Source organism: Vreelandella sedimenti (genome assembly GCF_013416325.1).
Taxonomy (GTDB): domain Bacteria; phylum Pseudomonadota; class Gammaproteobacteria; order Pseudomonadales; family Halomonadaceae; genus Vreelandella; species Vreelandella sedimenti.
In genome coordinates this window covers 1-12,956 of record NZ_JACCGK010000017.1, presented here as the reverse complement: position 1 = coordinate 12,956, position 12,956 = coordinate 1, and the positions used below count along the sequence as shown (strand labels likewise).

General features: G+C 50.1%; 10 protein-coding genes and 1 pseudogene. 2 read left to right on the top strand and 9 right to left on the bottom strand.

The annotated features are described in order from the left end of the window. Positions 1 to 48: 48 nt before the first annotated feature. From HZU72_RS18090 to HZU72_RS18080, 3 genes are read right to left on the bottom strand one after another with little or no spacing between them, the layout of a single operon-like run. On the bottom strand, positions 49 to 1,020 hold the full coding sequence (locus HZU72_RS18090) for a class I SAM-dependent methyltransferase (RefSeq protein WP_180094635.1): 972 nt from the start codon (positions 1,018 to 1,020) through the stop codon (positions 49 to 51). Positions 1,021 to 1,040: 20 nt separating this feature from the next. Further along, positions 1,041 to 2,471: an ABC transporter ATP-binding protein gene (locus tag HZU72_RS18085; protein WP_180094633.1), complete on the bottom strand. Its 1,431-nt coding sequence runs from the start codon at positions 2,469 to 2,471 to the stop codon at positions 1,041 to 1,043. Further along, complete coding sequence (locus HZU72_RS18080) at positions 2,461 to 3,285, bottom strand: ABC transporter permease (RefSeq protein WP_180094630.1); 825 nt, start codon at positions 3,283 to 3,285, stop codon at positions 2,461 to 2,463. Before HZU72_RS18080 ends, HZU72_RS18085 begins: the two co-directional genes overlap by 11 nt. 169 nt (positions 3,286 to 3,454) lie before the next feature. Between HZU72_RS18080 and HZU72_RS18075 the strand changes: the two genes are divergently transcribed. Both HZU72_RS18075 and HZU72_RS18070 read left to right on the top strand, forming a co-directional pair. Continuing rightward, a complete protein-coding gene (locus tag HZU72_RS18075; RefSeq protein WP_180094629.1) occupies positions 3,455 to 5,644 on the top strand; it encodes a glycosyltransferase family 2 protein in 2,190 nt (729 codons plus the stop codon). Positions 5,645 to 5,647: 3 nt separating this feature from the next. Beyond that, complete coding sequence (locus HZU72_RS18070; RefSeq protein WP_180094627.1) at positions 5,648 to 6,562, top strand: glycosyltransferase family 2 protein; 915 nt, start codon at positions 5,648 to 5,650, stop codon at positions 6,560 to 6,562. 45 nt (positions 6,563 to 6,607) lie between these two features. Here HZU72_RS18070 and HZU72_RS18065 read toward each other — a convergent pair whose 3' ends face one another. The 6 genes and pseudogenes from HZU72_RS18065 to HZU72_RS18040 form a co-directional block, all read right to left on the bottom strand. Further along, positions 6,608 to 7,939 carry an undecaprenyl-phosphate glucose phosphotransferase gene (locus tag HZU72_RS18065; protein WP_328737820.1) on the bottom strand — a complete coding sequence of 444 codons (1,332 nt, stop codon included), beginning with the start codon at positions 7,937 to 7,939 and terminating at the stop codon, positions 6,608 to 6,610. A gap of 601 nt (positions 7,940 to 8,540) precedes the next feature. Further along, a pseudogene (locus tag HZU72_RS18060) lies at positions 8,541 to 8,927 on the bottom strand (porin); the annotation flags it as partial. Positions 8,928 to 9,163: 236 nt separating this feature from the next. After that, complete coding sequence (locus HZU72_RS18055) at positions 9,164 to 10,234, bottom strand: porin (RefSeq protein ID WP_022519672.1); 1,071 nt, start codon at positions 10,232 to 10,234, stop codon at positions 9,164 to 9,166. A gap of 265 nt (positions 10,235 to 10,499) precedes the next feature. Continuing rightward, positions 10,500 to 11,351 (bottom strand): ProQ/FINO family protein, encoded by an 852-nt coding sequence (locus tag HZU72_RS18050; RefSeq protein ID WP_027958919.1) that lies wholly within the window; start codon positions 11,349 to 11,351, stop codon positions 10,500 to 10,502. Positions 11,352 to 11,371: 20 nt separating this feature from the next. Next, positions 11,372 to 11,929: a dihydrofolate reductase gene (locus HZU72_RS18045; RefSeq protein ID WP_027958918.1), complete on the bottom strand. Its 558-nt coding sequence runs from the start codon at positions 11,927 to 11,929 to the stop codon at positions 11,372 to 11,374. Then, a complete protein-coding gene (locus HZU72_RS18040) occupies positions 11,926 to 12,699 on the bottom strand; it encodes a thymidylate synthase (protein ID WP_051430537.1) in 774 nt (257 codons plus the stop codon). Before HZU72_RS18040 ends, HZU72_RS18045 begins: the two co-directional genes overlap by 4 nt. Between the last annotated feature and the right edge of the window lie 257 nt (positions 12,700 to 12,956).

The window sequence follows — 12,956 nt, the reverse complement described above, 5'->3', positions numbered from 1 at the left end:
CCATGCCCAGAACCACTTTCCTGTTTGGTTAATGGGCATGATAATCAATTATCGACTGTAAAGCTTTTTAGCAATTCGAGCCAGCAGGGAGTGCTGCCATGCTTCACTTTCAGCTGGCATGCTTATGCTTTCAGGAGAATGAGAAGTACTTTCTGCTGTAGTGAGTAAATGCCGCCCTTGTTGTAGCGCCTGCTGCTGCTCACGAACTGTTTTTTCCAGCGTCACGATGGCATTGTCTCGCAGCACTAACATTTCTTCCCGCTCTTCGAGTGCCCTGCCACGTGCTTCATTCTGATGCCGCTGACGACGCATTTCGCATAGGTTTTCAATGCGGCCGCCCAACTGAGCAAACATGCCACTCACTAGTTCAGGGCTGTGTTGATAGGTGTTGGCAAGCTGTTTAACACTTGGCGCAACATCTTTACCCACCAAAAGCACACCCAGTCCACTAGAGTGTGCAAAGGTAATATGAGGGTATTGCTTGGTTAATTCATCCCACAGCTGCCATACGGCAAACCCTCTGTCACGCACGTGAGTATCGTGAAAAAGCACTACAGCTCTGTCCGATAGCTTAGGTAGCCAAGTGTCAAAATCATGCTTGACTGCTTCGTAGGTATGCAGTCCGTCGATATGAAGCAGATCGACACTTTTCATTTCAAAATGCGCTAGGGCATCATCAAAGGTCATTCGCATTAAGCGTGAAAAGCCGCTGTAACGTTCATCGTGCCACTCTTTTACTTGCTGATAGATGGTGTCGTCATAGTTTCCCGCGTGCTCGTCACCTTGCCATGTGTCTACTGCAAAACACTGTGTAGGCAGCGCGTTTTCGCTTACTGCTTGGCAAAAGGTGCCGTATGAAAACCCGGTGTGAGTCCCCAGTTCTACCAAGCGATCTGGCTTCTGATTGGATACCAGCCATGCTGCGAAGGGCGTATGCCCTGCCCAGCTATCGGGTTCAGTAATATAGCGAGGCTCAAATAACCAGGTCTTATCAACAGTCAGTGTGTGAGATTGATTCATTGTAGATGTCTCGATTTTAATCACGACGCTGGGATATTAAGTGATTCAAGCGCAACACGCCGCATTGGAATGCCCACTAAACCGTGCGCAACAGAACTTGCATGAGAGGTCACGATAAGAGCATCGTGAATCCAGTGATGTTGACGGTGTTCTTGTTGAGTGCCATCGGCTAATGCCACGCATACGGAGTATTGCCCGGCGGGCAAGATGGGCATGCGAAATTCAAAATGCGCGCAGAAATTATCATCAGCACTCATACTAATGGGTTCGGTGCCCAAAAAGGTGTTATCCCCAAATAGGGTTTGCCCTAGGCGGTCTTTTATTACAAACCCGACGATTGGACTCTTTAGGCTATGGTGCGCCTTGCAGTTGATTTGTAGATGTACTGCTTCACCACCTACAACCCAATGCAGCATTTTGTCCTCTTCGCTGAGTAGCACAACGCTTGTTACCTCTGCACCCTTTTCACCAAAGCTGGGAGCATCTGGGTCGAAGGCAAAGAGCTCTATGTCGTTGCGCCATTTTGAGTTATTAATCCACTCGCGGCGCATATCATAAAAGTCTTCTGCCGCTGTGTAGTCGCTAGCTTCGCCCTGACTATCGGTCTGACGTATGGATTCACCACCGTCTTCCTCTGGCTGGGATTCCTCAGCTTGCTGCTCTGAAGGCACCGGGGTTTCAAAAGGCGTGTTTTCTGCGTACTGGCTTTCCAAGTAGTGTTCAGCTACCTGCTTGGGATCACCCTGTTCAATAACATTGCCTTTTTCTAACCAAATGGCGTGATTACAGAGGTTGGTTACTACCGAGCTATCGTGGCTTACAAACAGCACAGTGCCGGTTTCCATAAAGCGGCGCAAAAATCGCATGCACTTTTGAACAAAGAAGGCATCCCCGACCGCTAGCGCTTCATCGACGATCAGAATATCTGCGTCTACATGGGCAATAACGGCAAAGGCAAGTCGTAATAACATGCCGCTGGAGTAAGTTTTAACCGGCTGGCCAATAAATTCGCCAATATCTGCAAACGCCACGATATTATCGTAACGGCTGTCGATATCAGTTTGCGACAATCCCATAACAGAGGCGTAGAGATAGACGTTCTCTTTACCGGTAAACTCAGGATTAAAGCCTGCCCCAAGTTCTAGTAGAGCGGCGACCCGGCCATTTACTTCAACGATACCGGAGGTCGGCGTAAGCGTTTGGCAAATAAGCTGAAGCAGGGTCGATTTTCCGGAACCGTTACGGCCTATTAAGCCAACAGTTTGACCGCGCCTAACGGTGAATGAAATATCCCGGAGCGCTCTGAATTCTCGATAATAGAGCTTAGTTTCCCGACGCCGTAACTTTGCAATGAGAGGCGCAAAGGTTTGCTTGAGTCGGTCAGAGGGCTTTTCGTAGACACGGTACTCTTTGCAGAGCCCTTCGACGCGGATAGCAATTTCAGAGGACATCAGCAAACCCCTTACGTAGCGCTTGGAAACCAACGAACCCGACCAGGAACACCGCTAGTGCGACAACGCTATAAATCATTAACGCTCCCCAGTTCGGCATTTCACCCCACAGCAAAACGTTACGTGCATTTTCGATGATGATGGTTAACGGGTTTAACACCAGCAGCTTTTGCAGCAAGGGCGGCAGCGCATCCAAGGGAAAAAAGATCGGCGAAAGAAATAGCAAAATAGTAGTTACAATACCGATTAGCTGTCCGATATCTCGCACAAAAACACCCAGCGCCGCAAGTCCCCATCCGAGTCCCAGTGTTAACGGCACCAATGGCAGTACGACGAGCGGATAGAGCAAAATAGTCGCATGCAGCGGCATACCCATTAGCAGCATAGCCAGTAGCATGACACCCACATTAATCGCAAAATGAAAAAGCGCGGCCCCTAAAATAACGATGGGTAAAAGCTCTAAGGGAAAAACGACTTTTTTTACATAGTTAACGTTATTGATAATAATACTTGGCGAACGATTAAGCACTTCCGCTAATAAACCGTGCAGCATTAATCCCGAAAAAAGTACTAGTGCAAATAATGCTCTTGGCTCGCCTTCACCTACATTCCAACGCGCTTGAAAAACATAAGTAAAAACGAATGTGTAAACGGCCAGCATGATTAGCGGTGTCACAAACGACCACAACAAACCAATCAAAGACCCCCTGTAACGCCCTACCACATCGCGCCAAATCAGCTTCAAAAGCAGTTGGTGATGAGTATTAACACTTGCAATTAATTGCCTCGGCGCAGTCTTAAACCGCGCTGCCATGTGCGTTCGCGTCACGGCTTCCGTCCATTGGTGGCTAGAATAAGCCGCTTATTCTACGTTACACGCCTGCCTCTAACAACGCGAAGAAATGCGCGTCGACCTTAGATAGTAGATCGACTATCATAAACCGATTCTCTTTTACTTGATTACTGCTATTTCAGGACGAACATTGGAAGATCGCAACTTAAGCCACAACAATACGCATGGACGCTTGCCTAATGAGGCTTCCAGCCACCAAGGCGCGCAAAATATGTTGAATGAGATCACCTATCTGCGCCAGGAAAACGAGCACTTACGTGGGCAGCTTAACGCCATTGAGTCATCTCGTTCTTGGCGTGTGACCAAACCTTTGCGTCGCGCTATTTATATAAGCCGCCATGCACGTTGGCATGCGGTGGCAATCCTGCGCAAGGGTGCTGGTCATTCACCTATTTCGTTACGTCATTGCTATTACCAGGCTCGCTCTGCGGCCCGCAGGCTACCTGCACCGGTAAAATCAGTGCTTCGTCCGCTGGCAGATGTGATGAAGCGTTTTGAAGCTCGCTTTAACGAACCTCATAATTTGCGGCTTTTAAATAAACTTACTGAAAAACGCAACTTAGATGAACCGCTTCTTATTCAGCATGGGGGGTTAGCGCAAGCATCCAGTACTCCACTACCTCACGACACTGCTTTACCGTTAATTACTATATCTCTTGTTACTTATAATAGTAGCAAATGGTTAACTTCATTATTCAATAGCATTCATTCTCAGGCATACCCGCTTGATCGTATTGAAATTGCGATTGTTGATAATGGCTCTACGGATGACACCCTTGAAGGGATTACCGCTATACGCTCTACCATGGGTGATGCGTTTGCTGATTTTCAGTTACACCAGCGGCCTAACCTGGGCTTCGGCGCGGCACATAACTGGGCGATCAACCATAGCCAGGGTGAGTATGCCTTAATCACCAACCCTGATCTTGAGTTTGATCCAGAGTCGATTTCGCGTGTGGTTACCTTGGCTGCCAGGGATCAAGACGATGTTGCTTGCTGGGAGCTTCGACAGCGCCCTTATGAACACCCTAAGCATTATGACCCAGTTACCTGGGAGACCCATTGGTCGTCTCATGCATGTATTCTGATTCGTCGCACCTCGTTTAATCATATTAATGGCTACGATGAGCGCATTTTTCTGTACGGCGAAGACGTTGAGTTCTCTTTCCGGATTCGCGAGGCGGGCTTCAGACTGCGCTATTGCCCAAACGCGACCGTGGCTCACTATACCTATGAAGAGGCACACCAGGTTAAGCCAGCTCAATATCTAGGTAGCACCCGTGCTAACCTCTATTTGCGGTTGCGTTACGGTACTGTTCCTGCTCGCTTAGCGACACTTGGTTTGGCCATCGCTAGCGTTGCTCGCCCTCAGCCCTTCGAGGGCGCGCGCAAACGATTAGCGAAAGAGTACTATGCACTCTTGCATCAGCTTCCTGCTTTAAATCGCGAACGTAAAAAAGCAGGTAACCTTTCGGTCGGTGTGTTCCGGGGGCTGGATTACGAATTGACTCGCGAAGGTGCATTTGTTCCATCTAATACGGCGGTTGAAACGTTTGAGGAAAGGCCGCTCGTTTCAATTATTACACGCACCTATCAGGGTAGAGATTGGTTATTAAACCAAGCGGGTATCAGTGTTCTCAACCAAACTTATCGCGCCATTGAGTGGATCGTGGTCGAAGATGGCGGTACACACTGCTCGCAAGCGGTTGATCGCCTAGCTGAAAATAGCGAGCTAATAGTGCGGTATTACTCCCAGGATAAATTAGGCCGCAGCGCTGCAGGCAATTTGGGGCTTGCCAAAGCTAGTGGTGAGTGGTGTCTTTTCCTTGATGATGATGACTTGATCTACGCAGATCATATTGAGTTACTGGTACGAACCGCACTGGAAAGCGAAGAATCGCTATCAGGCGTTTACAGCCTTGCCTGGGATGTGATGTGTGATATTGATAAAGAAAACAAGCACATTAATGAGCTGCTTTATCAAATGCATGGCCAGCACCGCTTGGCATTTAGCCATGAGCGCTTGGCGACTGAGAACTTTATTTCGATTCAGGCCATTATGTTCCGTCGTGCGCTTTATGAAGAACTTGGCGGATTTAATGAAGCACTTGATCAGCTTGAAGATTGGAATTTATGGCGCCGCTACGCCTACCAAAGCATGTTTAAACTAGTGGAAAAGACAACGTCTCTTTATCGTACTCCCGCCAATCCCATTGTGAAGCAGCAGCGGCAATTGGCGCTTGATAATGCCTATCACGATGTTAAGAAATCAACTGACGAAGAGCTTCTTACCCGCAGCCAACCTTCTATAGGGAAGTAGGTAATGGCACTTAATTTTGCCGTTTGCGTGCCTACGCTGAACGCAGGGCCACAGTGGCAGCGCTGGCTTGAAGCTACCCTTGAGGGGCTAGCGCCTAACATGCAATTGGTGGTGGTTGACTCATCTTCTGATGACGACACCGCCACCCTGGCTCACAATGCAGGTGCTGAGGTAATTAGCATTGATCGTCGGACTTTTAATCATGGCGGCACCCGTAACAGGTTGCTTCATGATTTGGGCGACTGTGATGTGGTGATCTTCATGACGCAGGATGCCTTTATATCAGACCCTGCTGCGTTAACGACTCTCAGCCAGAGCTTTGAAGACCATACCATCGGCGCGGCTTTTGGTAGACAACTACCGCACCACGATGCCACACCGATTGCCACACATGCTCGCTTGTTCAATTATCCCGCTGAGTCTCGAGTGGTGAGTCAAGCGGATATCCCAACGTTAGGCATTAAGACAGCCTTTCTCTCTAATTCTTTCGCGGCCTACCGTCGGCAGGCGTTGATAGAAGCTGGTGGGTTTCCTGACCATGTAATTCTGTCCGAAGACATGATGGCGGGCGCCAGGCTTCTCAAGCAAGGCTGGAAGCTGGCTTATAACGCCACTGCCTGCGTACACCACTCCCATAATTACTCGATCAGCGAAGAGTTCAAGCGTTACTTTGATATTGGGGCGTTTCATGCCCAGGAGGCGTGGCTGCTGGAATGGCTGGGCAGCGCGGAGGGTGAAGGCTTGCGGTTTATTCGCTCTGAGGCGGGCTACCTGCTAAAACACGCCCCATTGGCGCTCCCCGGCGCTCTGCTACGCACGTTTGCCAAGTACCTGGGCTACCGGCTTGGGCGCCATGAGAGGCAACTGCCTACCCGCCTTAAACAACGGCTTTCAATGCACGCTCGGTTCTGGAATTGAGCGTGCCAGCTCGGTTGGAATGATACTTTTTTATCAGCACCCACATCAGTAGGCGTTTTTGTTGAAGAAGCCTTTGATGATGGTAAGGAAGATAATCTTTAAATCCAGGCCCAACGACCAGCTATCGATATACCACAAGTCATGGGCAACACGTTTTTCCATCTTCTCGATGGTATCGGTGCCGCCCCTGTGGCCGTTTACCTGCGCCCAACCGGTGATGCCCGGCTTTACCTTGTGCCGCTTCATATAGGATTCAACAATGTCTTTGTAATATTCGTTATGCGCCAGGGCATGCGGCCTTGGCCCTACAATCGACATGCGCCCCTGCAGCACGTTGTAAAACTGCGGCAGTTCATCGAAAGAGCTTTTCCTCAGGAAAGCGCCGATAGGCGTTATCCTTTCATCGCCGGGGCATGCTTGAGTCACCCAGCCTTCCGGCTCCTGGTGCACGTACATGGTTCGAAACTTGTAGACTTTGAAAAATTTGCCATTGGCCCCGGTGCGATACTGCTTGAACAATACCGGCCCGGGCGATGTGGCTTTAATACCGATCGCTATTACCAGGCAGACCGGCAGTATCAACAGGCTGATGAGAGACCCCAGCACCAGATCTTCCATGCGCTTGACGATGCGCATCACGCCATCCAGCGGCGAAACGCTGAGATCGACAGCTAGATGACCTGCCACTTCGCTTATGCGGTGGTTGAGTAGCTGCATGCCTTCGAAATCGGGTATGAAGCGAACCTCAGCCGTGTGGTAGCGAAGCTCGTAGAAAATGGAGCGAACCAGCCCGCCCATTTCCAGCGGCACACAGATCCAAACTTCGCGGGCACCTGACTCGGTCACTCGCCTTACCAGGCGCTCATAGAAAAGATTATCCGGGTTTTCATACAAGCGCTCGACACCGGCAATGCAGTAGCCTTCAAAGGGGGCATCGCGCATTCCCTTACCGACGTGGATCACTTGCAACGACGGCCCCACCAAGAAGACTGGCCGTTTCGCCTTGCCCAGCTTTCTCGCATATTTAAGCATTAGCTGGGCAGCCACTCTTAGCCCGGCCGCTATGACAAACGAAAAGACAAGCGTATAGCCGATCCACAGTCGTGAATAGTTACCCGCTGCATGTGCAAAGAATATGAGTGAAGCTACCAAAATGGCAACTATCGCCCATACCATACTTAGCTTGACCAACAGTGTTGATATTTTACTGATACGCCAGCGTATATAGCCGCCTTGCAGCGTATTGATCAGCAAGACTAGCAACCCCATTACTGCCATTGCCAGCCAATACCTGTCATGCAGCTGGAGAGATTGAAAACGTAGACAGTGTGCTAGCAATCCACCCACTACAAGCGCAAATATATCCACGCCCGGCATTATAAGCTGAGCCGGATAGCGTTCTACAATTCCTATTGATCGTCTATCCATGTGTCACAGTATTTTTTTTGCAATTCTTTATTGCAATTAATTTTCGACAAGACAGTCATTGCACTTAATTTGTTTTCATTCATTAGCGGCAACTGCTGGCTTCCATATTCATTTAACCTAATGGTAAATATTGGTTAAAACAATCAATAGTTATAATTTAAAACCTATATACTAAGCATAACGAACTCACTCTACCAGTCACTTGCATTGACAAAAAAGTACTAAACACGCTTACTTTATTACCAGTTTCAGCATTATTCATATCAGCCTGACCGTTGGCCTAATCATAACAGAACAACGGGTAAGCTGCCCTATTGTGGTGCCCACAAACTGCCACCCGGGAAGTGCCCTACGTCTTAAGCAAACCGGCACAGCCTATCGACATTGTAGCCAGCCAGTCGAACGCCTTGTCCGGCCTATTGTGCCGGTATATTGCACAGGATCATTCTGCCTGGCATGCAACGAAAAGCGCCCCGACATGACCATGATGTGGAGCGCTGTCTGCCTGTTTAGGGTACTGGGTAACCAGCTTTACTGGGATATCTTAGAAATACATGCTATTAAAATTACCTGCTAGCAATGTGCCGTACTGCTTACTTGATAAACCGATGTAGCTTTGACGAATCTCATTGAAGCCCTGGTTCGTATTGCGCTCATCACCGGTAAACCGCCACTCCAAATGACCTAATGCCGTCATGTTTGAAGTGATCGCATGACTCATTCGAAACCCCACACGGGAATAAACATCAACGAATTCCGCGCCATCATTCACTTTATTGCCAGGGCTATTAAACTGAGGGCCACCGCCCGCAATACCCATGGCAATACGGCCGTAAATATCCAGCTTCGTGCCGTCCTGATCATAAAGTGTTGTGGCTTGAACCGAGGAGATACTTAACAGACTTGCTACAACCACCGCTAACTGCTTCTTCTGCATTAGAAATAATCCCTTGATACGCTAATCTTGTTCGCTGCTTTAGCTATTCAGCTATTCTCAGCTATATGCAGCGAAACAATGTTATACAATATCAAGCCGACCTTAAAGGAAAACAGTTCTTATTTGTATTAATAAATATTATTGGCAAAAATGCAAAAAAAACCGGCCTCTAAAGAGGCCGGTTCTATTTGGTTCTGCTAGGCAGTTACCTTTTAAGCGTAGTGTTTAAACCAGGCTTAGAAGTGGTAACGAGCGCCTGTTAGCCAGTACATGTCGTCGCCATCAGCGCGCTCAACATCGACGCCACTGCCACCGCCGATGGAAACGTCGATAGACGGTTGGTCAGCTTGCTGCAGCTCTAGGAACACATCAAAGTTGCTGGAAACGTTATAGTAAGAACCCAGGGCCCAAGAAGTGCGGCTGTCGCCGTTGTCAGGATCTACATCGTAGATGTCAGCAGCAAACGCCCAAGGACCAGTGGTGAAAGTACCACCTAGGCCAACTGTGTCGTAACCACCACCACGAAGGTTGTTATCGTCGCGAGTTTCGTAACCCAAGCGAGCAGAGAACTGGTCAGTGATATCGTAAGAACCGATCAGACCGTACAACATTTCAGCGTTACCGCCGCCACGTGCAACGTCATCAACAAAACCCAGACCAACAGTTACAGGGCCTTGTGCGTAACGAACACCACCTTGCGGCGCGATTACGTCACCTTCAGAAGTTTCTTCCGCTTCAGTCAGGCCGCGCTCGCTATAGTGTTTCAGTTGCAAGAATGCAGTGAAGCCGCTCAGGTCAGGCGTGTAGTAACCGATAGAGTCGCCACGCGACTGCTTCGGGTGACCAGCAAACTCTAAACCGCGATCAATTTCCCAATCGAACGGCAGAGAAACGAACTGATTGTAGAAGCTGTCGAAATTACCTGCTTGGAAAGTACCGAACTGGTCGCTTTGCAAGCCGATGTAGCTCTGACGAACTTCTTTGAAACCGCTGTTGCCATTACCGCTAGGGCCGGTACGCTCGTCACCGTCGAAACGCCACTCAACACGACCGAAAGCAGTCAGGTCACGTGAAACTTCGTGGCTCATGCGCAGACCAAGACGTGAGTAAACATCTACGAACTCAGCGTCGTTGTTGATTTTTTCGCCGTCACCGTTGTACTCAGGGCCGCCACCAGCAACACCCATGGCGATACGGCCATAGACGTCCAGTCGGGTGCCATCCTGGTCATAAACGGTAGCTGCTTGTGCTGCAGCAGAGGCACCCAGGGCGCCAACGATAGCAGTCGCTAAAAGTGTCTTTTTCATGATGTAAGTTCCTTAACTCGTATACTGTTTCGATCGTTGCTGCTCAACTCTTAATAAGTTGGCAGTTGGCTTTTGCGGGCCATGCTCTTTTGCCATCCGCCGGTTTTTTCCCGGTGGTATGCGGCATGTCCTCAACTAAGCCTTGTTATAGTCCAATGCTCGCAGAACAAACTCTATACCGGGACTCCAGGGAACGCAATAGAAAAAAACAGTGTTTTCTTACTATTTGTGCTTTTTTATGGAACCCCTGCTGCTGGGCCCGGTCTCAGCGGCCTTTGAATTTCTGCTGTAAATCTAACAATTTGTCTTCCAAGCTAAGCGACTTACGCGGCTCGCCTTTTTCTGCCTTCGGTTCTGCATCCTGCGCTAAATCAGGCTGTTTCGGTTTTTCTTGACGGGTGTTTTTAGCGGCAGGCGATGGTTTAGGTTGCGCTTTTTTGGGCTGCCCTCCTTCTTTCTTCTCACCGCGTTTTTCTGCTGCGTGTCGCGCCGCTTCTTTATCGACCTTACCTGCGGGTTGGCCATCCAAATCTACCCGTTCGGCACCCTCGCGCACTGCTTTTATATAGCGCGGGAGGTTCACGTAGTTGGCTAAGGCTCGACGAATTAGCTTATTAGGCCACTCTTCGCGCTCTGCAAGCTGTTGATGAATGCCAACTTTTAAGGGCTTGGTGTGGCCTTTAAAAAACGCCTTGGGGTAGCGCTCGTACCATTGATTCAGCAGGGCGTGCGGTGAAGGTGCCTTAACCGTTTCAGCGGTAGCCGATGATTCACCTTTTTCTTCTGGCCCTGTTTCTTCTGGCCCTGTTTCTTCTGACACGACTTCTTCTGGCTTGACTTCTTCTGGCTCGACCTGATCTGGCGCTACTTCACTAGATGGTGGCGTTTCAGGCGCTTTTGGGTCGAGAACCTTTGCATCGACAGCTTCTTCGCTATGTCTTTCATTATCTATTTTAGTCGTGGCTTCGGAGCTTGGCACGCTTTGCGATTGGGTTTCTTGCAACGCCAATTGCTGTTTTAGCCGCTGGTTTTCTTCACGCAGGGCATGTAGCTCAGCTTGTGTGCGTTCAAGACGCGCTTCTAAATCATCTAATATATTCATTAAGCTGGCGGCCATAGCCTTCTCCTTTGCCCTTTTTAGTCGGCGATGCGCTCGTAAACGACGAAATCATAACTTGGCTGCCCTTCTGCTGGCTGCCCCGCTACGCGCTGTACTTCTTGCCACTCGCTGGGGTCGAAGTCAGGAAACGTTGCGTCGCCTTCTACCTCTATGTCCACTTCCGTTATGTAAAGCCGCTGTGCAAAGGGAAGCGCTTGGCGGTAGATTTCTCCGCCTCCCATTACCATGATCTCTTCTGCCGCCTCTATGGTGGCGTGCTGGTCGGCTAGCTCTAACGCTGCGGGCAGGTCGTGGCACACGCGCACGCCTTCGTGGGAAAACTCGGCGTTGCGGGTGACAACGACATTAAGCCGATTAGGCAGCGGCTTGCCAATGGAAGCGTAGGTTTTACGCCCCATGACCAGCGGTTTTGCCTGGGTAATGCGTTTGAAGAACTTTAAATCTTCGGGCAGGTACCAGGGCAACTTGCCGTCTACGCCGATCACACGATTTTTAGCCATGGCAACGATCATTGCCACCGGCACCAGAGAGTCGAAAGCGCCGTTTTGATTACTCGTATCGTTTCGCTGGCTCATACCGCTACCTCGGCCTTGATGTGCGGGTGCGCCTCGTAAGCGTCAATGTGAATATCTTCAAAACGGAATGCGAACAGGTCGTCTACCTCTGGATTGAGCACCAGCTTAGGCGCCGCTTTAGGCGCACGCGATAGCTGTTCTTTGGCCTGTTCAAGGTGATTACTGTACAGGTGCGCATCGCCTAAGGTGTGGATAAATTCACCCGGCTGCAGGCCGGTCACCTGGGCGACCATGGTCAGTAGTAAGGCGTAGCTGGCGATATTAAACGGCACGCCGAGGAAAATGTCGGCGCTGCGCTGATAGAGCTGGCACGACAGCTTGCCATTGGCCACATAGAACTGGAACAGGCAGTGGCACGGTGGTAGCTGCATTTCATCGACCTGGGCTGGGTTCCATGCAGAAACAATCAGGCGGCGGGATTGGGGTGTGGTGCGAATTTGACCGAGCACCTTGGCAATTTGGTCAACGCTGCCACCTTTTGGGTCGGGCCAGCTGCGCCACTGGTAGCCGTAAACGGGGCCTAAATCGCCGTTTTCATCCGCCCACTCGTCCCAAATCCGCACGCCGTTCTCTTTTAGGTAGGCGATGTTGGTGTCGCCTTTCAGGAACCACAGGAGTTCGTGAATAATCGAGCGCAGATGGAGTTTTTTGGTGGTCAGTAGTGGAAAACCACGCGATAAATCAAAGCGCATTTGATGGCCAAACACGGAGCGCGTGCCGACGCCTGTACGGTCGTGGCGGTCAACGCCATGCTCCAAAACGGTTTGCATCAAGTCTAAATAGGGTTGCTCAAGCGCGGGCGTTGGTGCAGTCACAGAATTTCCAAATTAACAGGCGATGTAGCGGTTTATTCTAGGCGCCCATAGCTGCCCGGTCTAGCAATGCCGCCCCGTTAACGTTATTCGCCCAACCCCGGCACCGCTTCACGCTGCTCCCGCGGGTGCGCTTCGCTTACCACGCGCTACGAAAACCACCCATTCAAGTGGGTGCACGAACCGTAGCGCGTATATGGACTCCTCCTCGCTTG